The 21,220-nt window shown below is 75.1% G+C and carries 19 protein-coding genes and 1 pseudogene; 3 read left to right on the top strand and 17 right to left on the bottom strand.

Annotated elements, in window-relative coordinates; translation table 11 throughout:
* Nucleotides 1-2 precede the first annotated feature (2 nt).
* The 9 genes and pseudogenes from pqqE to EAH89_RS00745 all read right to left on the bottom strand — a co-directional run bounded on the left by pqqE (nt 3) and on the right by EAH89_RS00745 (nt 8,238).
* Nucleotides 3-1,103 carry a pyrroloquinoline quinone biosynthesis protein PqqE gene (gene pqqE, locus EAH89_RS00785; RefSeq protein WP_140880860.1) on the bottom strand — a complete coding sequence of 367 codons (1,101 nt, stop codon included), beginning with the start codon at nt 1,101-1,103 and terminating at the stop codon, nt 3-5.
* On the bottom strand, nt 1,100-1,375 hold the full coding sequence (gene pqqD / locus EAH89_RS00780) for a pyrroloquinoline quinone biosynthesis peptide chaperone PqqD (protein ID WP_140880859.1): 276 nt from the start codon (nt 1,373-1,375) through the stop codon (nt 1,100-1,102). Before pqqD ends, pqqE begins: the two co-directional genes overlap by 4 nt.
* On the bottom strand, nt 1,372-2,139 hold the full coding sequence (gene pqqC / locus EAH89_RS00775) for a pyrroloquinoline-quinone synthase PqqC (RefSeq protein ID WP_140880858.1): 768 nt from the start codon (nt 2,137-2,139) through the stop codon (nt 1,372-1,374). Before pqqC ends, pqqD begins: the two co-directional genes overlap by 4 nt.
* Nucleotides 2,136-3,095, bottom strand: coding sequence for a pyrroloquinoline quinone biosynthesis protein PqqB (pqqB, locus tag EAH89_RS00770; protein ID WP_140880857.1), 960 nt, complete (start codon nt 3,093-3,095; stop codon nt 2,136-2,138). The genes pqqC and pqqB overlap by 4 nt, the downstream gene beginning before the upstream one ends.
* A 55-nt stretch (nt 3,096-3,150) precedes the next feature.
* Nucleotides 3,151-3,228 carry a pyrroloquinoline quinone precursor peptide PqqA gene (gene pqqA / locus EAH89_RS33365; protein WP_140881139.1) on the bottom strand — a complete coding sequence of 26 codons (78 nt, stop codon included), beginning with the start codon at nt 3,226-3,228 and terminating at the stop codon, nt 3,151-3,153.
* A gap of 111 nt (nt 3,229-3,339) precedes the next feature.
* Nucleotides 3,340-4,758, bottom strand: a pseudogene (locus tag EAH89_RS00760) (ABC transporter substrate-binding protein).
* Nucleotides 4,759-5,104: 346 nt separating this feature from the next.
* Nucleotides 5,105-6,019, bottom strand: a complete 915-nt coding sequence (cysK, locus tag EAH89_RS00755; RefSeq protein ID WP_140880856.1) for a cysteine synthase A — start codon at nt 6,017-6,019, stop codon at nt 5,105-5,107.
* 72 nt (nt 6,020-6,091) lie between these two features.
* A complete protein-coding gene (locus EAH89_RS00750; protein WP_140880855.1) occupies nt 6,092-7,333 on the bottom strand; it encodes a CaiB/BaiF CoA transferase family protein in 1,242 nt (413 codons plus the stop codon).
* Nucleotides 7,330-8,238 (bottom strand): HpcH/HpaI aldolase/citrate lyase family protein, encoded by a 909-nt coding sequence (locus EAH89_RS00745; RefSeq protein ID WP_206667416.1) that lies wholly within the window; start codon nt 8,236-8,238, stop codon nt 7,330-7,332. Before EAH89_RS00745 ends, EAH89_RS00750 begins: the two co-directional genes overlap by 4 nt.
* Nucleotides 8,239-8,305: 67 nt before the next feature.
* Between EAH89_RS00745 and EAH89_RS00740 the strand changes: the two genes are divergently transcribed.
* Nucleotides 8,306-8,893, top strand: a complete 588-nt coding sequence (locus EAH89_RS00740) for an HDIG domain-containing metalloprotein (RefSeq protein WP_161993444.1) — start codon at nt 8,306-8,308, stop codon at nt 8,891-8,893.
* 22 nt (nt 8,894-8,915) lie between these two features.
* Here EAH89_RS00740 and EAH89_RS00735 read toward each other — a convergent pair whose 3' ends face one another.
* Nucleotides 8,916-9,866, bottom strand: coding sequence for a tripartite tricarboxylate transporter substrate binding protein (locus EAH89_RS00735; RefSeq protein WP_140880853.1), 951 nt, complete (start codon nt 9,864-9,866; stop codon nt 8,916-8,918).
* Nucleotides 9,867-10,047: 181 nt separating this feature from the next.
* On the opposite strand from EAH89_RS00735, the gene EAH89_RS00730 reads away from it, so the two are divergent.
* Nucleotides 10,048-10,233, top strand: a complete 186-nt coding sequence (locus tag EAH89_RS00730) for a CsbD family protein (protein ID WP_140880852.1) — start codon at nt 10,048-10,050, stop codon at nt 10,231-10,233.
* A gap of 119 nt (nt 10,234-10,352) precedes the next feature.
* Here EAH89_RS00730 and EAH89_RS00725 read toward each other — a convergent pair whose 3' ends face one another.
* From EAH89_RS00725 to EAH89_RS00715, 3 genes are all read right to left on the bottom strand, one after another.
* Complete coding sequence (locus EAH89_RS00725) at nt 10,353-10,982, bottom strand: hypothetical protein (protein WP_140880851.1); 630 nt, start codon at nt 10,980-10,982, stop codon at nt 10,353-10,355.
* Nucleotides 10,983-11,086: 104 nt separating this feature from the next.
* Nucleotides 11,087-12,358 carry a family 1 glycosylhydrolase gene (locus tag EAH89_RS00720; RefSeq protein WP_206667415.1) on the bottom strand — a complete coding sequence of 424 codons (1,272 nt, stop codon included), beginning with the start codon at nt 12,356-12,358 and terminating at the stop codon, nt 11,087-11,089.
* A 179-nt stretch (nt 12,359-12,537) separates the two neighbouring features.
* Entirely contained in the window at nt 12,538-13,644 is a 1,107-nt protein-coding gene (locus EAH89_RS00715; protein ID WP_140880850.1) for a single-stranded-DNA-specific exonuclease RecJ family protein, read from the bottom strand.
* A gap of 203 nt (nt 13,645-13,847) precedes the next feature.
* Between EAH89_RS00715 and putA the strand changes: the two genes are divergently transcribed.
* Nucleotides 13,848-17,489 (top strand): trifunctional transcriptional regulator/proline dehydrogenase/L-glutamate gamma-semialdehyde dehydrogenase, encoded by a 3,642-nt coding sequence (gene putA / locus EAH89_RS00710; RefSeq protein WP_241666811.1) that lies wholly within the window; start codon nt 13,848-13,850, stop codon nt 17,487-17,489.
* A gap of 6 nt (nt 17,490-17,495) precedes the next feature.
* Here putA and EAH89_RS00705 read toward each other — a convergent pair whose 3' ends face one another.
* The 4 genes from EAH89_RS00705 to EAH89_RS00690 form a co-directional block, all read right to left on the bottom strand.
* A complete protein-coding gene (locus EAH89_RS00705) occupies nt 17,496-19,070 on the bottom strand; it encodes a coiled-coil domain-containing protein (protein ID WP_140880848.1) in 1,575 nt (524 codons plus the stop codon).
* Nucleotides 19,071-19,291: 221 nt separating this feature from the next.
* Nucleotides 19,292-19,507 carry a hypothetical protein gene (locus tag EAH89_RS00700; protein WP_140880847.1) on the bottom strand — a complete coding sequence of 72 codons (216 nt, stop codon included), beginning with the start codon at nt 19,505-19,507 and terminating at the stop codon, nt 19,292-19,294.
* 93 nt (nt 19,508-19,600) lie between these two features.
* Nucleotides 19,601-20,998, bottom strand: coding sequence for an AtzE family amidohydrolase (locus EAH89_RS00695; protein ID WP_140880846.1), 1,398 nt, complete (start codon nt 20,996-20,998; stop codon nt 19,601-19,603).
* Between the two features lie 11 nt (nt 20,999-21,009).
* Entirely contained in the window at nt 21,010-21,216 is a 207-nt protein-coding gene (locus EAH89_RS00690) for a DUF4089 domain-containing protein (protein WP_206667414.1), read from the bottom strand.
* Nucleotides 21,217-21,220 lie beyond the last annotated feature (4 nt).

Here is a 21,220-nt window from a genome sequence, read left to right as displayed (position 1 = left end):
GATCAGGTCGCCGCGGCGGCGCGGCCCATCTCGCGGTAGGTGAATTCCCTGCCGGCCTCGGCCGCCTCGTGCAGGGCGAGGTCGAGGAGGTGGTGGTGCGGCGACAGGGCGCAGGCCGGGTCGGTCGCCGCGGCGTCGCCGGTCAGCGCGAAGGCCTGGCAGCGGCAGCCTCCCCAGTCGAGCTCCCGCCTTTCGCAGCCCTGACAGGGCTCGGGCATCCAGGCGGTGCCGCGGAAGCGCTGGAAGGCGTCCGAGCCGGACCAGATCTCGGCGAGCGAGTGCTCGCGCACGCTCGGGAAACGGAAGCCCGGCAGGCTCTCCGCCGCGTGGCAGGGCAGGACGCGCCCGGCCGGCGAGACGGCGATGAACTGGCGCCCCCAGCCACCCATGCAGGATTTCGGCCGGTGCGCGTGGTAGTCGGGCACGACGTAGTCGATGACGAGGCGTCCCTTGAGCGCGACCCGCGCGGCCCGCACCACCTCGGTCGCGGCGTCGAGCTGCGCGCGGGTGGGGAGCAGCGCGTCGCGGTTGCGCAGCGCCCAGCCGTAGTACTGCACGTGCGCGACCTCCAGCCGACCCGCGCCGAGCGCGAGGGCGAGGTCGATGAGCGCTGGCAGCCGGTCCAGGTTCTGCCGATGGACCACGGCGTTGAGCGTCAGCGGCAGCCCTGTGGCGCGCACCTCCTCGGCGAAGCGCAGCTTGCGCGCGTGGCCCCCGGGCAGCCCGCCGATGCGGTCGGCCGATCCCTCCTCGGCGTCCTGCACGGAGAGCTGGACGTGATCCAGCCCGGCGGCGGCCAGGGCCGCGAGGCGGGGCGCGTCGAGCAGCACGCCGGAGGTGATGAGGTTGCTGTAGAGGCCCGCCGCCGCCGCGTGGGCGACGATCTCCGGCAGGTCGCGCCGCGCGGCGGGCTCGCCGCCGGAGAGATGGAGCTGGAGCACGCCCAGCGCCGCGGCCTCGCGGAAGACGCGGCCCCAGGTGGCGGCGTCGAGCTCCTCGGAGGCGCGGGAGAGCTCGGTCGGGTTCGAGCAGTAGGGGCAGCGCAGCGGGCAGCGGTGCGTGAGCTCCGCGAGCAGGCCGAGCGGGGCGGGGGGCTCCGTCACGCCGCCACCACGCCGCGACCCGCAAGGTCCTGCAGCAGCGCCGTGACGTCGTTGCCGATGGCGTCCCGCGGGGCGTCGTAGCGGGCGGCCAGGCTGTCCACGATCGCGTCCACGCTGCGGGCGCCGTCGAGAAGGCGGAGGATCTCGAGGGCGATCTCGTCGGGCACGAAGAGCCGCTCGGGGCCCATGACCACCCAGCGGCCGCGCGCCGTGTCCTCGCGCAGGCGCATGCCGCGCGCGAGGCGGAGCACGGTGGCACCTTCCACCGTCATGCGGGCTCGGCGACGCGCGCGCCCGGCGCGAAGGCCTCCGGCACGAAGGCGCCGGGCGGGGGCAGGCCGGGCGCGACATAGGCGTGGTGCAGCGCGTCGAGCTGCGCCCAGAGAAGGTCGCACTTGAAGCGGAGCGCGGCCATGACGGCCTCCTGCTGCTCGCGCGTGCGCGCCTCCTCGGCGACGTAGTCGAGCGCGAAGGCGACGTCCTGCGGCGCCTGGGTGAGGCGCGGCGTGAAGTAGGCGAGCGTCGCCTCGTCCACGAAGTCGTAGGCGCGCAGCATGCCGCTCACCCGCTCGGAGATGATGGCGGGCGAGAACATCTCGGTCAGCGAGGAGGCCACGGCTTCCAGCACCGTGCGCTCGCGGACGAAGTGGACATAGGCGTCGACCGCGAACCGCGTGGCGGGAAGCAGCCCCTGGAGCGAGGTGACGTAGCCCTCGTCCAGCCCGAGGCCGCCGGTGAGGCGCAGCCAGCGCTCCACCCCGCCGGGCTTGCTGCCGTCCCCGTCATGGTCCTCCAGCCGCCGGCGCCACTCCCGGCGAAGCGCCGTCGTCGGCAGGCGGGCGAGGAGGGAGGCGTCCTTCGCGGGGATGCTCGCCTGGTAGTAGTAGCGGTTCAGCGCCCAGGCCTGGACCTGGCCCTTGTTGAGCCGGCCGTCGTGCAGCAGGCGGTGGAAGGGGTGCAGACTGTGGTAGCGCTCGGCGCCGATGGCGCGGAGCCGCGCCTCCAGCTCCTCGCGCGGGAGAAGGGGGCCGCTCATGCGGGTTCGGCCGCAGTCATGGCGCGAAGGGTGATCCTCATGCCGTCCTCCGCCACCTCCCAGCCGGCGGCCCGCGCGGTCGCGCGCTCGGGGCTGTCGGCGAGAAGGACGGGGTTGGTGTTGTTGACGTGGATGAGCACGCGCCGCGCGACGCCGAGGTCGGCGAAGGCGGCGATGACGCCGTCGGGGCCGTCCACGCTCATGTGGCCCATGCGCGCGCCGGTCTTGGGCCCGGCGCCGGCGCGCGGCATCTCGTCGTCGCGCCAGAGGGTGCCGTCGAAGAGGACGAGGGCGGCGCCGCGCAGCCGCTCGCGCAGCGCGGGCGTCATCGCCGCGCAGCCCGGGATAAAGTAGGCGGCCGGCCCGTCGCCGGTCCGGATCGCGAGGCCGATGGTGGCGCCCTCCTCGTCGCGGCCGGGGTCCTCGCCCTCCTCCAGGAAGAGGGGCACCTTGCCGGGCACCGGGAAGGCCTCGACCGTCAGGCCAAGGGGCGTCCCGCCGGCGTCGCGCAGCGGGAGCGGTGCGGCGACGGTCAGCGCGCGACGCGGGACGAGCGCGGGGTCCAGCGCGCGAAAGATCGGGTTATCGTCCAGCACGGCCAGCGCCGAGGGCGCCGCGTAGAGGGCGAAGGGGTGTCGCTCGCGCATCGAGAGGAGCCCCGCCACCGTGTCCACCTCGGCGCCCGTCAGGACGGCGGCGGCGATGGGGGAATGGCGCACCTGGCCGGGTGCCGGGCGCGGGTGAAGGGCGGGGGTGGCGGCGATCTGGCTCGTGAACTCGGGCGCGGCGTTCAGCAGCACCCACCGCTCCCCGTCGGCGCTCACCGCGAGGGAGCACTGGGTCCGCGGCCTGGCCGCGGGGTCGCCCGCGCGCGCGCGAAGACACCCCGGGCCGGCGGAGTTCCACTGCGGAAAGCCTCCCCCGGCCGCGGAGCCGAGCACGATCAGGTGCAGCATCGCTGTCCCGGGCCGGGTCGGTTCCCCCGGCCGCGAGGGCCGGGGAGAGCCCGTGTCAGACCTCGGCGCAGGCGTAGGAGTTGATTTCCATGGCGACGGAGATCTCGACGATCTTGGGGGTCTTCCAGGTCATGCGGCTCTCTTTCCTCTGTTGGGCGCGGTGGCGCCCTTCCTATTCCGCGGCATTTGGCCCCACGCGTCAACTATTTCAAACCCCGCCGCCACCCTTCCCGCCCGGCGGGCGCTAGGCGCGCTTCACCCCCATGGCCAGGGTGTACTCGTCCGCCCGTGCCTCGTAGGAGAGGCCGCTGCGGAGCGCCCAGATGTTCTTCTGCATGTGCAGGGTGATCAGCGCGACGTCCTCCATCGCCATGCGCATCGCCCGCTTGAAGGTGTCCTCCCGCTTCTCGTCGTCCGCGGTCCGCAGCCCCTCCTCCACGAGGTCGTCGACCTTGGGGTTGGAGTAGCCGCTGAAGTTCACCGTGCCGAAGCCCTTGTCCGGAATGCGGGTGGTGAGGTTGCCCCGCAACGCCGTGGAGGGCTCGCCCGCCGTGGCCCAGCCGATCAGCATGGCCGACATGTCGTTGCGCGCTTGGCGCTGCGCCAGCACCGAGAAGGGCACTGCCTCCACCCGCGTGCGGACGCCGATGCGCTGCCACATCTGCCCCACGGCCTGGATGATCTGCGCGTCGTTCACGTAGCGGTTGTTGGGACCAAGGAGCGTGATGCCGAAGCCCTGCGGGTAGCCGGCCGCGGCCAGCAGCGCCTTGGCCCGCTCGATGTCGAGGGCGGGGGCCGGCAGGTCGGCGACGTAGCCGTTGGCGCCGGCCGGCATCATCTGCCCGCTGGGGACGCCCGCCCCCTGCATCACCCGGTCCACGATCGCCTGGCGGTTGATGCCGATGGAGAGCGCCTGCCGGACGCGGAGGTCGCGCAGCGGGTTCCGGTCCAGCTTCCCCCCGTCCGGCCCGGTGATCTAGGGGGAGACCTCGTGCTCCATGTCGAGCTTGATGTAGATAGAGCGCAGGCTCGGGGTCTCGGCAAAGGTGATGCCGGGGGTGGTGCGCAGGCGCGGCATGTCGGCGGGCGGCACGACGTCGATGAGCTGGACGTCGCCCGAGAGAAGGGCCGCGACCCGCACGCCGTCATTCGCGATGAAGCGGTAGGTCACCTGGGACCAGTCCGGCTTCTCGCCCCAGTAGGCGTCGTTCCGGGCCATCACCACGCGGTCGTCCGGCGAGAAGGAGACGAGGCGGAAGGGGCCGGTGCCGATCATCGCGCGGCCGTTGTTGAAGTCGCCGGTCGAGACGCGGTCGCCCACCGAGCGGGAGATGATGTAGATCTGGCTCAGGTCCTGCGGCAGCAGCGGGTAGACGCCGTTCGTCCGGAACCGGATCGTGTGGGGGTCCACCACCTCGGACGACGCGATGCCGCGCGTGTAGATCGAGAAGGAGCCGGGGCTGTTCACGACGTTGGGGATGCGGCGCAGCGTCGTCAGCACGTCCTCGGCCGTGAAGTCGTCCCCGTTGCTGAACTTCACGCCCTGGCGGAGCTTGAACTCCCAGGTGCTGTCGTCCACCAGCTTCCAGCTCTCCGCGAGGCCGGGGCGGAGCTGCGCGCGGGAGTCGAGGCCCACCAGCCGGTCGAAGAAGTGCTCGGCCATCATGTTGTTGGGCGAGAGCGTGTGGTAGTGCGGGTCGAGCGTCGTCGGCGGGGCCGCGACGGCCAGGTTCAGCGTCGACGACCCGGCGGCCGAGGCGCCCTGCGCCCCGCTCCCCTGGGCGAGGGCCGCGCCGCGCGGCAGCAGGGCGAGCGCCGGGAGCGCGAGGCAGGCACGGCGCGGCAGCCGGGTGTTTGTGCTGGCCATGGAAGTCTCCGTCACGAGGGGGGTGACGGCGCCCTGCCCAAAGGGTCCCCTTGTTGCCGGCGACGCCTTCCGGGATTGCCGCACGGCCGGCCCGAAAGGTCAATTGCCGGCTCGGGCTGCCCCCCGGCCGGGGCGCCCCGCCTCAGCCCGGCAGGAAGTCCGGCACGGAGAAGTAGCGCTCGCCCGTGTCGTAGTTGAAGCCGAGCACGCGCGCCCCCGCGGGCAGCTCGGCCAGCTTCTGCGCGATGGCCGCGAGGGTGGCTCCGGAGGAGATGCCGACGAGCAGCCCCTCCTCCCGGGCGGAGCGGCGCGCGTACTCCTTCGCGTCCTCGGCCGAGACCTGGATGACGCCGTCGAGGAGCGCGGCGTGGAGGTTGGCGGGCACGAAGCCCGCACCGATTCCCTGGATCGGGTGCGGGGCGGGGGCGCCGCCCGAGATCACCGGCGAGGCCGAGGGCTCCACCGCGAAGACCTTCAGCCCCGGCCATCTCGGCTTCAGCGCCTGGGCGCAGGCCGTGATGTGCCCGCCCGTGCCCACGCCGGTGACGAGGGCGTCCACCCCCTCCGGGAAGTCCGCCAGGATCTCCGGCACGGTGGTGCGGAGGTGGACGTCGATGTTGGCGGGGTTCTCGAACTGCTGGGGCATCCAGGCGCCGGGCGTGGCCGCCACGAGCTCCTCCGCGCGGGCGATCGCGCCCTTCATCCCCTTCTCGCGCGGGGTCAGGTCGAAGGTCGCGCCATAGGCCTGCATCAGGCGGCGCCGCTCGATCGACATGCTCTCGGGCATGACGAGCACGAGGGTGTAGCCCTTCACCGCCGCGGCCATGGCCAGCCCCACGCCGGTGTTGCCCGAGGTCGGCTCGATGATGGTGCCGCCGGGGCGGAGCGTGCCCGCCGCCTCCGCCGCCTCGATCATCGCGATGCCGATGCGGTCCTTGATGGAGCCGCCGGGGTTCGAGCGCTCCGACTTGATCCAGACCTCGTGGTCGGGGAAGAGGCGGTTGAGGCGGATATGCGGCGTGCCGCCGATGGTTTCGAGGACGCTCTGGGCCTTCATTGCGGATGCTCCTGCTCGACGCTGCTGGGCGGATGGGGTGCACGCCCGGCGGCCCCGGTGCAAGCCCGTCCCTCAGCCCCGGATCACCCCCGCCTCGCGAAGGCGGGCGAGTTCCTCCGGGCCGAGGAGGGGGGAGAGGACCTCCTCGTTGTGCTCGCCGAGGCGGGGGGCGGGGCGGGCGAGGATGCCGGGGGTGGCGGAGAGGCGCGGCACCTCCCCGTGCATCGGCAGCCAGCCCCCGGGCATGTCGCTGTCGGGCACCTCGATGAGGGACTCCCGCTCCGCCACGAAGGGGTCCTCCAGCAGCCCGGCGGCGTCCTTGATGGGACCGATCGTGACGCCCGCCGCGTCGAAATGCGCGAGGTTCTCCGCCGTGCTCCGCGCCGCGACGAAGCCGGCCACGATGCCGTCCAGCACCTCCCAGTTCCGCAGCCGGTCGGGGTTGGTGCGGAAGCGCGGGTCCTCGATCAGGTCCGACCGCCCGATGGAGCGAAACAGCTTCTCCGTCATGCCCTGGGTGGAGGAGGAGAGGCAGACCCAGCCGCCGTCCTTCGTCCGGTAGGCGTTGCGCGGCGCGGTGTTCGTAGAGCGGCTGCCCGTGCGCTGCTTCAGCCGCCCCGTGACCGCGTAGCTGGCCGCCTGGGGCTCGAGCACGGCCAGCATCGGGTCGAAGAGCGAGAGGTCGATCACCTGGCCCTGCCCGGTCGCCTCGGCGTGGCGAAGCGCGACGAGGGCGGCCGCCGAGCCGTAGAGGCCGGCATAGGCGTCGCCCAGGAACATCGGCGGCAGCACGGGCTCGCGGTCGGCGAAGCCGTTGATGGCCGCGAAGCCGGAATAGCCCTCCACCAGCGTGCCGAAGCCCGGCTTGTGCCGGTAGGGACCCGTCTGCCCCCAGCCGGAGACGCGGACGACGACGAGGGCGGGGTTGGCCGCCAGAAGCGCGTCGGGGTCGAGGCCCATGGCCTCCAGGACGCCGGGGCGGAAGCTCTCGACCAGCATGGCCGCGCCGGCCGCGAGGCGCCGCACGATCGCCTGGGCCTCGGCGCGGCGGAGGTCGAGGCAGACGCTGCGCTTGTTCCGGCACCAGGTCTTCCAGGAGGTCTCGACCCCCTGGACCTTCCAGGCGCGGAGCGAGTCCCCCTCCGGCGGCTCGACCTTCACCACCTCGGCCCCGTGGTCGGCGAGAACCTTGGTCAGCAGGTTGCCCGCGACGAGGCGCGAGAGGTCCACCACGCGCACCCCGTCGAGCGCGCCCCGCGCGCCGGGGTCGAAGCGGCGCCGATGCAGGGAGGGGCCGCCCGCCGGCGCGCTCACGGCGTCTCCCCGCGCGCTTCCGGCATCCCGAGGCGCGCCGCGAGCGCGACGAGCGCGCGGGCGCTCTCGATGAAGGGCGCGTCGACCATCTGCCCCTCCACGAGGAAGGCGCCGGTGCCGCTGCCGATCCGCTCGCGCGCGGCGTCGAGCAGCCGGCGCGCGCGGGCGACCTCCCCGGGCGTCGGCGCGAAGGCGGCGTTCACGACCAGCACCTGGGACGGGTGGATGCAGGACTTCCCGGCGAAGCCGAGCCGCCGCGCCGCCTCCGCCTCGGCGCGGCAGCGCTCGGGCGAGGCCACGTCCGCCAGCGCGCCGTCGAAGCAGGGGATGTCCGCCGCTGCCGCCGCGAAGCGCACGACGAGCCGGACGTGGTCGAGCGCCGCCGCGTGGTCGCGCGCGATGCCCGCGGGCTCGAAGAGGTCGCCGTAGCCGACCTGCAGGCCGGCCACGCGCGGGTGGGCGGCCGCGATCTCCGCCGCCGCGTGGAGCCCGCGCGGCGTCTCGATGTTGGCGAGGATCCGGGCGCGGGAGGAGAGGCCGCCGAGATGCTCGACGCGCTGCATGGCGTCGACCGCCCGCTGGATGTCCGCGGCCGATTCCACCATGGGCAGGTTCACAACATCCAGCCCCCGGCCGAGCACCGCCCGCAGGTCCGGCTCGAAGAGGGGCGTCGCGGGGCCGTTCACCCGCACGATCACGATCTTGCCGTCCCCTCCCTCCGGCCGGCCCCGCAGGAAGGCCTCGACGGCCGCGCGGGCCTCCTCCTTGCGCGAGGGGGTGACGGCGTCCTCGAGGTCGAGGGAGAGGGCGTCGGCCTCGGAGGCGAGCGCCTTGGGGAACAGTTCCGGCCGGCTGCCCGGCACGAAGAGCTTCGATCGCATGAGGGCGAGGCGCGGCGTCTCCATGGCGCCGGTCTAGGCCGCGCGCCCGAAGTTGTCGACAATGCCGGCGGATGGCAGGGGGGCCGGGCCGATGGATTTCTACAGGATCGAGCGCGGCGATCCCGCGCGCCGCCAGCGCGTCGCGGGCTGGCTGGACGGGCTGCAGGGCGTCCGGCCGGAGACGCGCGAGGCCATCGTCACCGCCTGGGTGTCGAGCTGGGCCGCGAGCCCCTTCGAGACGCTGGAGGAGATGCCCTACTCGCTGATCGCGCCCGCCTACCGGCTGATGGACCACGTCAACGAGGTGACGCGGGCGGGGATCGACCTCGCGCGCCGCGCCGCCCGCGACTGGGGGCGCGAGACCGACCCCGAGGTGCTCGTGCCCATCCTCGTGCTGCACGACATCGACAAGCCGCTGCTGATGCGGCGGGAGGACGGGGTGGTGCGGGCGTCGCCGCTCGCCGCCGAGCTGCCGCACGGGGTGCCCGGGGCGATGATGCTGCGGGAGATGGGCTTCGCGCCGCGGGTGGTGAACACGGTCGCGACCCACGCGACCAACGCGCCCTTCCACGGCTCCACAACCGAGGCCTGGCTGCTGCACTACGCCGACCTCTTCGCCACGGACCACGCGCTGATGAGCACGGGCGGCGTGCCCTTCTACCAGCGGCGCCCAAGCTGAGAGCGAGGCTGAGGGCCGGGGCTCAGGCGAGGCCGAGCTCCCGCAGCACGCCCTCGGTGTCCGCCTGGTCGCGGGCGACGAAGGCCGCGAAGTCGGGGCCGGCGAGGAAGGCGTCGTCCCAGCCGCGGGCCGCGAGCGTCTCCTGCCAGGCGCGGGTGCCGTGCAGGGCGGTGGCGAGGTCCACCAGCGCCCGCCGCGCGGCCTCGCTCACGCCGGGCGCCGCGAAGAGGCCGCGCCAGTTCGTCGCGGCGACGTCGTAGCCGCTCTCCCGGAGCGTCGGGACCTCCGGGTGCAGGCGCCGCTCGCCGCTCGTCGCCAGCGCGCGGACGCGGCCGGAGGCGACCTGCTCGGCGAACTCGCCCCAGCCCGCCACCGCGGCCTTCACCTGCCCGCCGATCACCGCCGCCTGCGTCGCGCCGCCGCCCGGGAAGGCGACGAGCTGCGCCTCGAGCGGCCGGCGGCCGAGCGCCTTCAGCAGGAGGCAGAGGATGACGTGGTCGACCGACCCGCCGCCCGCCCCGGCGATAGGGATGCCCCGCGGCTCCGCCCGCAGCGCCTCGGCGAGCTGGCCGATGCTGCGGTACTCGCTTCCGGCGGGCACGACGATGACGCCCGCCTCCTCGGTCAGGCGCGCGACCGGCACGACGTCCTTGAGGCTGACCGGCGAGCGGCTGGCGATGGCCGCGCCGACGACGCTCGCGCCGGCGACGAGAAGGCTCTCCGCCCGGCCGCGCCGCTGGTTGACGAAGCGCGCGAGCCCCACCGTGCCGGAGCCGCCCGGCACGTTCTCGAAGGCGAAGCGGCCAACCAGCCCGGCCGCGACCGCCGCGCGCTCGACCGCCCGCCCGAGCCCGTCCCACCCGCCCCCGGGCGCCGCGGGGACGAGGACGTTCAGCACGGGCAAGGCCTCGGCCGCCACCGAGGGCCGGGCGAGGGGCAGCGCGGCGGCCGCGATCAGGGCTCGGCGAAGCATGGCGGCGTCCTCCTCCCTCCCGCCGCGCGGTGGCGGGACCCAGGGGCGCGGGAGGGACGGGCGCCAGCATCCGGGCAGGAGGGGCCGGTGCGCAAGCCGGGCCGGGGGGCCGGGGAAACCGCGGGAAGAGGGGGGCGTTCTATCCCATGACCCGAATCAACGGGCAGCAAGGGGACGCGAGATGGACAAGGATCGGATTTCCGGCGCGGTCGACAAGGCCAAGGGCGCTGTAAAGGACGCTGTCGGCTCGGCCACAGGCGACTCGAAGATGCAGGCCGAGGGCAAGATGGACAAGGCGAAGGGCACCGGCGAGAACGCCATGGGCGGCGCCAAGGACACCCTCCGCGACGCGGCCGACAAGCGCTGACGGCGACGGGCGGCGGGCTTCCGGTCCGCCGCCTTCTCGTGTCACCGGTCTTCGCGCCCGGCGCGGAGACTCCTGACCGGCGGGGCTAAGTCCCCGCCGGCTCGTTGCGGCGGTACGGTCTACCGCGCCTCGGCCGGCTGCGGCGCCGCATCGGAAGCGGGCCTCGCCGCCCCCACGCCGCCGGCGACGTTCATCGCCATCAGCCCCGCCGAGAGCCGCGCCAGGGCGCGCGCCGCCCGCAGGCGGACCGCCGCCTGGCCGCCTGCCCCCTCGGGCAGCGTGCAGCCCGCAAGCGTGATGGCGGTCCCGACGATCCGAGCCTCCAGCGCGGCCACGAGAGCCTCCGGCGAGGCGTCGCGGCCGAACTCCTCGTCCACGGCGTCTCCGGCGCGGTCGATCTCCTCCTCCACGCGGCCGTCCTGCGCGCCGATGGCCAGGATCTCCGCGGGCGGGTCGGGCTCCTCGCCCGAGAGGTGCGCCATCAGCCCCATCGCCGCGATGAGCGTGTGCATCGCCCCGCCCTCGCCGCCCCGGGAGGCGAAGGCGCCGTAGGCGACGGCCAGGGCGGCCTCTCCCAGGACCTCGCGCGTGTGGGGGCTGAGCGCCTCGATGGCGGGGGAGGGACCCTCGCCGCTCTCCGTCGCCGCGCCGGCGCCCGGCCCCTCCACGCCCGGCACGCCGCCGTCGGCGAAGGAGTGGGTGATGGTGGCGAGGGCGTCGAAGAGGCGCTGCTCGGAAATCGGGGCCATGAGGGTGTCCTCCACTGTCCCGGCAGAACGTGGCGGCGCCCCCGTCGTTCCCCGGCGGGGGCACTTTCCCCCGGCGGCGGCGGCGACCCCGCGCGACGGCCCGCTCAGGCGATGGAGGCGAGCACCGGGTGGAGGCAGGAGCTCTGGCGGGAGAGCACCTCGGACCAGCCGCGGATGAGCTTCTGGTAGGCGCGGCCGACCGCGCGCGGGCGACGGTCGAGGTCGTAGAGGCCGCGCGGGTTCACCCGCCCGCGCTGCTGGCGGAGTGCGACGTCCCAGTCCACCTGGTCCGTCAGCGAGTACCAGGTGAAGCCGAGGATCGGCACGCCGTCCTGGCGCAGCCGCATGATGCCGGCCCACTGCTTCCACAGCCAGCGCTCGGACTCGTCGCCGTTCGGCCCCTCGTCGCAGTTCGTCTCGGTGTGCATGACCGGCAGGCGGTAGCGGTCGTGGTAGAGGCGCGTGACCGGGCCGTAGCCGAAGACCTCGCCGGCCCAGCGGCTGGTGCCCTCGCCGGTGATCAGGTGCTCGTTGGTCGCGTACCAGTCGTTGCCCATGATGCAGTGGCGGCGAAGGTCCTGCGTCATGAAGAAGCGGTACTCGTCGCGGGTCATGCCGTTGTCGAGCAGGAACTCGTACATCGCGCTGCAGACGCGCTGGCCGTAGTTGAGGTCGAGCGTGAGGAAGCGCTCCCCGTTGCGGAACTCCGCGTGGGCGAGGGCCGCCGGGCACTCCGGGTGGAAGTGCTCGGTCGACTCCGACTGCACGAAGAGCGCGTCCGGCCGCACCTCGAGGATCGCGTGCATGGCCAGCACGTTCGCGCGCACGATGTTCTTGATGGCCGTGACGTAGGAGCGGTCGTCCTTCCGCTCCTCGTTCCACCACCCGTACTTCGCGGAGAAGACGGCCGTGATGAACATCTCGTTCACGGGGGTGTAGAGCTGCACCCAGGGGAAGCGGCGCGCGAAGGCGCCGCAGTAGTCGGCGAAGATCTCGGGGAAGTCCGGGTTCTGGAAGTCGCCGATCCAGTCGGGCACGCCGAAGTGGCAGAGGTCCACGATCGGGACCGTGCCCTGGCGGCGAAGGGCGGCGAAGGCCTCGTCGGCGAAGCTGAAGTCGTAGACGCCGGGCGCCACGAGGCAGCGGTGAAGCTGCGGGCCGTAGCGGAGGTAGCCGCAGCCGACCTCCCGCACGAGGGCGAAGTCCTCCCGCCAGCGGTCGTAGTGGCCGCACTCGGCGAGCTGGTCGCGCCGGATCCGGCCGCCCCCGATGGTGGGGGCGCTGTTCTCGATCCCCGTCGCGAACATGAAGCCCGGGCGCGGCGCCGGTTCGAGGGCCGCGAACCGCGCGGAAGCCGCCTCAACGAAGTCCAGCATCACCCTGGTCCCTGTCCCCGCAAGGCCCCCGCCTCGCTCACGGACACGTTATCGGGAGATCACAATCCGTTGAAGCGTTTTCTCGCGCCCCGGTGCTCTTTGCGGCGGGTGCGCGCGGGGTGTGTCCCGTCGGCTTCGGTGCCGCGCGGGTCCTGGTGCCCAGGGGTCCGCGGGCGGGACTAGTCGGCGCCGCCCGCCGGAGCCGCAAGCCCCGCCTCGGCCCCGAAGCCGAGCCCCGCGAGGAACCGGTCCCAGGCCTCGGGCGGCAGCGCCCCGCCGGAGGCCTGGGGATGCCCGTTGCCGTAGTGCACGGGATCGGCGCCCTCCGGCCGGTGCTCGGCGAAGAAGCGGATGAGGTCCGTGCCCGTCCCGGCCCGGGCCGCGAAATGCACCCAGCCCGGCCGGTAGCCCGTGTTGGCGGCGATGACGACCTTGTCCCGCAGCCGTCCCTTCCATTGCTGCGCGATCAGCGGGTGGATCTGGCAGGCGGAGTGGAGGGGGATGACGGCGACCTCCCCCCGGATGCGGGGCGCGGCGCGGCGCCCCTCCGCCAGGGCCTGCTGCACCTCCTCCTTGGCGGCCCGGAGCACCGCGGTCTCCGAGTGCTCGCCGGACAGCACCGCCTTAGGGCCGTCCGCCTTCATCAGCAGCGCGAGGGCCGGGCCCGCATCGCCCGCGCTCGCCCGCCGCGGCGCGTTCACGAGGGAGGCGGCGTTGCGCAACGCGGTGATGCCCCAGCGCGCCCGCGCCGCCACCATCTCGGCGAAGCCAGCGCCCTCCTCCATGTCGCCGATGATGCCGAGCGCCGCGAGCCAGAGGAGGCTCTCCGCCTCCCCGATCGCCGAGCCGCACCACCAGGCGAGGAGCGAGGTGGTCGGCGTCGGCTGCAGGCCGTGGCCGCCGATCAGGGTCGCCTCCGCCGGCACGCCCGTGGGGACGTGGTGGTCGATCAGGATCGTGGGCATCCCGGGAAGCGGCGGCTCCGCGCGGGTCCCGAGGTCGGCGACGATCAGCCCGCCCATCGCGCGCTCGCGAAGCTCGGCTGCCATCTCCTCCGACCAGGCGTTCTCGCCCCGGCCGAGCACCCGCACCTCCGCCCGCCGCCCGGCCTGCGCGAGGGCGCGGGCGAGGATGGCCGAGGAGGAGAGCCCGTCGGCGTCGTGGTGGCCGAGGACCAGCACCGGCCACGCCGGATCGAAGCGGCCCAGCGCCTCGCGGAACGCCGCCCCGCGCGCCGCGATCCACGCCGCGTCCGGGCCGCTTCCGGTCGCCTCCGTCTCCGCCATGCCTGCCTCGCTCCCCGCGCGCTTCGCGCCCTGGGTCCGGCGAGCGCTGGCCAGAGGTTGTCGGTGCCGGGAGGAGGTCAAGCGTGGCGGACGGTGCCCCGCCGGGCGCGCGCGCCTATATTCCGGGACGGGCGGGGAGCGCGGTGCCTTTTCCCCGGCCGCGACGAGGCACGGCCCGCGAGCGAGGAAGCGTCCGCTTGAGCATCTCCGACACCCTGGCGCCCGTCGCCGCGTCGCGCCCCTTCGAGGCCTCCCGCCGCGACCTCCGGCCGCAATCCCCGCTGCGGGCGGCGGTGACGGCGGCCTACCGGCGCCCGGAGGAGCGGTGCCTGCCGCCGCTGATCGAGGCCGCGGCCCTGCCGCCCGATGCGGAGGCGCGGGCGGTCGCCCTGGCGCGGCGCCTGGTCACGGCGCTGCGCGGCCGCCGCCGCCCGGGCGGGGTGGAGGCGCTGGTGCAGGAGTTCTCCCTCTCCAGCGAGGAGGGGGTCGCGCTGATGTGCCTCGCGGAAGCCCTGCTGCGCATCCCCGACGACGCCACACGCGACGCCCTGATCCGCGACAAGATCGGCGGCGGCGACTGGCGGGCGCATCTCGGCCACTCGCCCTCGCTCTTCGTGAACGCGGCCACCTGGGGGCTCGTCGTCACCGGCCGCCTTGCCTCCACCGGCGGCGAGGCGGGGCTGGGCGCGGCGCTGACGCGGCTCGTCGCGCGCGCGGGCGAGCCCGTGATCCGCCGCGGCGTGGACCTCGCCATGCGCATGATGGGCGAGCGCTTCGTGACGGGCCAGACGATCGAGGAGGCGCTCGCGAACAGCCGCGCGATGGAGGCGAAGGGCTTCCGCTACTCCTACGACATGCTTGGCGAGGCCGCGACGACGGCCGAGGACGCCGCCCGCTACCTCCGGGACTACGAGGGCGCGATCGACGCCATCGGGCGCGCCGCCGCGGGGCGCGGCATCCAGGAGGGGCCGGGCATCTCGATCAAGCTCTCCGCGCTGCACCCCCGCTACGCCCGCGCCCAGCGCAACCGCGTGATGGCGGAGCTGCTGCCCCGCCTGGCCGGGCTCGCGCTGCGCGCGCGCCGGTACGACATCGGCCTCAACATCGACGCCGAGGAGGCGGACCGGCTGGAGCTCTCGCTCGACCTGCTGGAGGCGCTCTGCCACGACGAGCGGCTGGCGGGCTGGGACGGCATCGGCTTCGTCGTCCAGGCCTACCAGCGCCGCGCGCCCTTCGTGATCGATTTCGTGGTCGACCTCGCCCGCCGCACCGGCCGCCGCGTGATGGTCCGGCTGGTGAAGGGCGCCTACTGGGACAGCGAGATCAAGCGCGCGCAGATGGACGGGCTGGAGGGCTTCCCCGTCTTCACGCGCAAGATCCACACGGACGTGTCGTTCCTCGCCTGCGCGCGCCGGCTGCTGGCTGCGCCCGACGCCGTCTTCCCGCAATTCGCCACCCACAACGCGCGCACCCTCGCCGCCATCCACGAGATGGCCGGGCCGCATTTCACGCCGGGCCAGTACGAGTTCCAGTGCCTGCACGGCATGGGCGAGCCGCTCTACGAGGAGGTCGTGGGGCCGAAGGGCCTCGACCGCCCCTGCCGCATCTACGCGCCCGTGGGCACGCACGAGACGCTGCTCGCCTACCTCGTCCGCCGCCTGCTCGAGAACGGCGCCAACTCCTCCTTCGTGAACCGCATCAACGACCTCTCCGTGCCGATCGAGGCGCTGCTCGCCGATCCCGTGGCCGAGGCCGCAGCCCTCGTGCCGCCGGGCCGGCCGCATGACGGCATCGCGCAGCCGGGCGCGCTGTTCGGGAGCGCGCGCGCGAACGCCGCGGGCCTCGACCTGACGAACGAGGACCGCCTCGCGGCCCTCGCCGCCGCGCTGGACACGCGTCCGCTGCGCGCGGCGCCGATGCTGGCCGGGGGAGAGAGGGAGGGCGAGGCGCGGGAGGCGCGCAACCCCGCGGACCGCCGCGACCTCGTCGGCCAGGTCACCGACGCCTCCCCGGCGGCGGTGGAGGCCGCCCTCGCCGCGGCGGAGGAGGCGTCCGCCTCCTGGGCAGCGACCCCTCCGGCCGACCGCGCGGCGATGCTGGAGCGCGCCGCCGCGCTGATGGAGGCGCGGATGGACGCGCTGATCGGCCCCATCGTCCGCGAGGCCGGCAAGTCCATCCCGAACGCGATCGGGGAGGTGCGCGAGGCCGTCGACTTCCTCCGCTACTACGCCGCCGGGGCGCAGGACCTCGCGGCGGGCGCGCACCGGCCGCTCGGCCCCGTCGCCTGCATCTCGCCCTGGAACTTCCCGCTCGCGATCTTCACCGGCCAGGTCGCGGCGGCGCTCGCCGCGGGCAACCCCGTCCTCGCCAAGCCCGCGGAGGAGGCGCCGCTTATCGCGGCCCTCGCCACCGGCCTCCTGCGCGAGGCCGGGGTGCCGCCCGCCGCGCTGCAGCTCCTGCCCGGGGATGGTGCGGTCGGCGCGCGGCTCGTCGCGGACGCGCGCGTGCGGGGCGTGATGTTCACGGGCTCGACCGAGGTCGCGCGCCTCATCCAGCGCCAGCTCGCCGGCCGCCTGAACCCGGACGGGCAGCCCGTGCCGCTGGTGGCCGAGACGGGCGGGCAGAACGCGCTCGTCGTCGACAGCTCCGCCCTCGCCGAGCAGGTGGTGGCGGACGTCCTCGCCTCCGCCTTCGACAGCGCGGGGCAGCGCTGCTCCGCGCTCCGCGTGCTCTGCCTGCAGGAGGAGGTCGCCGACCGCGTGCTGGCCATGCTCCGCGGCGCGCTGGCGGAGCTCTCCCTCGGCAACCCCGACCGGCTTTCCGTCGACATCGGCCCCGTCATCACCGAGGAGGCGCGGCGCGGCATCGAGGCGCATGTCGAGGCGATGCGCGCGCGCGGGCGGAAGGTGTACGCCGCACCGTTGCCGGAGGCCTGCCGCGACGGCACCTTCGTCGCGCCCACCATCATCGAGATCGGCGGGCTGGAGGAGCTGGAGCGCGAGGTCTTCGGCCCCGTGCTGCACGTCCTGCGCTTCCGCCGCGCGGACGCCGAGGCGCTGGTGCGTTCGATCAACGCCACCGGCTACGGCCTGACCTTCGGCGTGCACTCCCGCCTCGACGAGACGATCGAGCGCCTCGTGGGCCTGTCCTCGGCGGGGAACGTCTACGTCAACCGGAACCTCATCGGCGCCGTGGTGGGCGTGCAGCCCTTCGGCGGCCACGGGCTCTCGGGCACGGGCCCCAAGGCCGGCGGGCCGCTCTACCTCCGGCGCCTCCTGGCCGCCGCGCCCGCCGATCCGCCGCTGCCCACGGTCGAGCCCCCGGCGGAGGCCACCGCCTTCGTCGACTGGCTGCAGGAGCGGGGCCTGGACGCCCTGGCCGCGCGTTGCGCGCGCCAGGTCTCGGCGGGCCGCGCCGGGCTCGGGATTGTCCTGCCGGGGCCGGTCGGGGAGGTGAACCGCTACGCCCTGCACCCGCGGGGCGTGGTGCGCTGCGAGGCCGCCTCGGAGGAGGGCACGGCCCTGCAGCTCGCGGCCTGCCTCGCCACGGGCAACCGCGCCCTGCTGGCGAGGCGGCCGGTCGGGCTCCCCGCCGGCGTCGCCGCTCGCCTTGCGCCGGAGGGAACCTCCTTCGACGCCGTGCTGTTCGAGGGCGAGGAGGCGGGCCTGCGGGCCCTTAACCGCGAGGTCGCGGCGATGGAGGGGCCGATCCGGCCCGTCCTGGCCCTCGCGCCCGGGGCCCTCGCGCGCGGCGAGGTCTACCCGCTGGACATGCTCGCCGCCGAGCGCTCGACGAGCACCAACACGGCGGCCGCCGGCGGCAACGCCAGCCTGATGAGCCTCTAGGCCGCCTCAGGGGCTGGCGGACTGGCCGGCCGGGGGCTGCTCCGGCCCGCTGCCGTTGGTCGGCAGCAGGCGCTGCGGCGCCGCCTGCCGGTCGCGCGTGAGCTGCGCGCCGAGCTCCGCCAGCTCGCGGCGTTGCTGCTCGAGGCGGGATTGCGCTTCGGCGATCTGGCCGCTCAGCTCCTGGCGGCGCTGCTCCAGGCCGCGGACCTCGTTGCGCAGGCTCTGCGCCTGCTCGCGAAGCTGGCCCTGCTCCTGGCGCGCCGTGTCGCTGCTCGCCGCGATCTGCTGGACCTGGGCCTCGAGGGTGCGGACGCGGCCGCCGGCCTCGTCGGAGGCGCGGTTCACCCCCGCCAGCCGCCCCTCGGCCTCGCGCAGCGCGGCCTGGCGCGTGGCCAGCTCCGCCTCCGCGGCCTGCGCCTGGGAGCGCGCGGCCTGCAGGCGGCGCTCCTCGGCCGTGGCGCCCTCGCGCAGCTCGGCGAGGCGGCGCTCGGCGGCGCCCACCTGGGTGCGGAGCTCGGCGGTCCGCGCCTCCAGCCCGCGCAACGTGTTGGCGGCCTCGTCGCGCGCGGCGGAGATGCGCGTCAACTCCGCCTGCGCCTGCGTCACCGCCGTCTGCCGGTCGTTCACGCTGCTCTCGGCGGTGGCGAGGGAGGCGCGCAGCTCGGCCAAGCGCCGCTCGGCGGTGCCGGTCGAATCCGTGAGGCCGGAGGCGCGCGCCTCGAGGGCGCGGACGCGGCCCGTGGCCTCCTCGGCCGCCTGGTTCGTCCGGGCAAGGCGCCCGTCCGCCTCGCCGATGGAGGCGCGGCGCGCGGCCAGGTCGCGCTCGGCCGCCGTGGTGTCGTTGCGCAGCGCGGCGAGGCGGCGCTCGGTCTCGGCGCTTGCCTGCTGGCGCTCGTTGAGCGAGCGCTGCGCCTCCTCGATGGAGGTGCGGAGCGCGGCGAGGCGCCCGTTCTCGGCCACGCCCTGCTGGCGCTGGTCGGCCAGTCGGCGCTCCTCCGCGGCGGCGGCCTGGCGCAGCCCGGCCAGGCGGCGCTCCTCGGCTGCAGCGCGCTCGGAGAGCGCGGCCAGCCGGCCGTCCTGGGCGGTCGACTGCTCGCGCAGCGCGGCCAGCCGGCGCTCGGCGGCGCCGACCTGGTCCTGCAGGCCGGCGAGGTTGCGCTCGGCCTCCGAGATCGTGCCGCGGCGCGCCTCGCTCACCTGCTGGAGCTCCCCGGCCTCGCTCTGCAACCCGGCCACGCGGCCTTCCTCGGCCGCCAGGCGCTCGCGCAGCGCGCGGGCCTGCCCCTCGGCGGCGGCCCGCGCACGCTGCGAGGTGCCGAGCGCCGTCCGGGCGAGCGCCAGGCGCTGCTCCAGCACCACCAGCTCCCCGGCGGCGCGGCGCTCCGCGGCAAGGGTGGATTCGAGCTCCGCGACCCGCTGCTGCAGCAAGCCGCCGCGCGCCTGCGAGGCCTGGAGCGAGCTCTCCATCGTGGCGAGGCGCGAGTCCGACTGCAGCGCGCCGCCGCATCCCGCCAGCGGCGCGAGCAGCGCCGGGACCATGGCCAGGACGGCCGGTCGCGGCCAGAGCGGAACATTCACCATCGGACCAACCCCCAAACATGCCGTCCCGGCCGGCCCCCGGACCGGCGCCGGATCACGGCCCCCCGCCGTCTCAGCGTGACGCTCGACTGCCCCGGCACAAGAGACGGGTTGCCGCCCCGGGAGAAGCATTCCGGTCCCTGAGAGGAGGTCACTTCTTCGTCAGGCGCGCGCGTCCGCCCGTTTTGCGGCGAAAGCCGGTGAAACCTTCCTCGCGCGGCCGTTCAGCCCGCCGCCAGGGAGCGGCCGGCCTGCCATTGGCGCTGCACCTCGTCGTTCACCGCCTCGGCGGTCTGGCCCGGCCGCACCACCACCTCGGCGCCGTTCAGCCGGAAGCGGTGCGGGCGGCCGTGCCGGTTGGCCTTCTCGACGCAGCGGTTGATGACGTGCGGCAGGTAGTCGCCCTCCGCCGTCGGGTAGTCCTCGACATGGTCGTCCACGGCCGTCTCCCCTTCTTCGCGGCCAGCCTAGGGCCGGCGCGCGCGAAAGGTCACGCGCGTTCCGCGTCCCGGTTGCGTGAGCGGGGCGGGGCCTCAGGGCGCCGCGCGGCAGCCCGCCGCGCCGGCGCGCTCGAGCGCCCGCGCCACGCGCAGGGCCAGGTCCTCCCGCCAGGGCGGCGCGATCACCTGCACGCCCAGCGGCAGCCCCTCGTCGACCCAGACAGGCACGGCGCAGACGGGCAGGCCGATGAAGGAGATCGGCTGGGTGAAGACGCCGATGTTCGGCCGCAGCGGCAGGGTGGCGCCGTCCATGACGATCGTCGCCTGGCCGAGCGCCGGCGCGCGGCAGGGGGTGGCGGGGGCCAGGATGACGTCGACTTCCTCGAAGAGGGCGAGGACCCGCTCGCGGTACCACCGGCGGAAGCGCTGCGCCCGCATCACCCAGACGGCGGGGATCGCCGTCCCCGCGATCAGCCGGTCGCGGGTCGCGGGGTCGAAGTCGGCCGGCCGCTCGCGCAGGCGGTCCAGGTGCAGCGCCGCCCCCTCGGCGGCGGTGATGACGAAGGCGGCGGCGCGGGCGCGCGGCGCCTCCGGGATCTCGACCGTGGCGGCGGCGCCCAGCGCGCCGACCGCGCGGGCGACGGCCGCGAAGCACTCGGGATCGCCGTTGCGCGCGAAATGCCCGCCCGCGACGGCGATGCGCAGCCCCTCCGCCCCGGCCTCGACGAGGCCCCGCAAGGGCTCCGCGCCCCGCGGCGCCTGGGCGGGGTCGTCGGGGTCCTCGCCCTGCAGGGCGTCGTAGGCGAGGGCGAGGTCGTCGACGGAGCGGCCGAGCGGGCCGAGGTGGTCGAAGGAGGAGACGAAGGGAAAGCTGCCGGCCCGGCTCAGGCGCCCGTAGGTCGGCTTCAGCCCGAAGAGGCCGCAGAAGGCGGCGGGCACGCGGATGGAGCCGTTGGTGTCGGAGCCGAGCGCCAGCGGCACCATGCCCGCCGCGACCGCGCCCCCCGAGCCGCCCGAGGAGCCGCCGGTCATGCGGGAGGGGTCGTGCGGGTTGCGCGAGGGACCGTCATGGGCGTTCTCGCCGGTGAAGTCATAGGCGTACTCGCCCATGTTGAGGCCGCCGAGCAGCACGGCCCCCGCCGCCTCCAGCCGCCGCACCAGCGCCGCGTCGCGCGCGGCCGGCGCCCGTTCGCGGTTGATGAGGGAGCCCGCGCGGGTCGGCAGCCCCTCGATGTCGAAGAGGTTCTTCACGGCGAAGGGCACGCCGGCGAGGGGGCCGGGCCGCTCCCCCGCCGCCCGCCGCGCGTCCACCCGCCCGGCGGTCGCGAGGGCGCGCGCGGCGAGGACGTCGGTGAAGGCGTTGAGCAGCCCGTTCCGCGCCGCGACGCGCGCGAGGGCGGCCTCGGTCACCGCCTGCGCCGTGACCTCGCCCGCGGCGACGGCGGCGGCGATGCCGGCCGCGGTCGCGTCCGGGCCCGTCGGATCGCTCATGCCCGGAACGCTCATGCTCTAAACACCGGCGCGGGCTCGGACTCGTCCTCGAGCGGGAAGGGCAGGAAGGCGCGCGCGGCGTTCGCGACGGCGCGGAAGTTGGCCAGCACCTCCGGGCGCCAGGCGGGATCGACGGGGATGCCGTTCGCCAGCGCGGCGGCGTCGAGAAGGGCGAGCAGGGTGGCGTCGTCGGGCAGCGGGGGGAGGTCAGCGGGCAAGGGC

Source organism: Muricoccus nepalensis, from assembly GCF_006438825.1.
GTDB classification, from domain to species: Bacteria; Pseudomonadota; Alphaproteobacteria; order Acetobacterales; family Acetobacteraceae; genus Roseomonas; species Roseomonas nepalensis.
The sequence above is the reverse complement of the archived record's forward strand: the minus strand, read 5'-3'. Positions and strand labels throughout refer to the sequence as shown.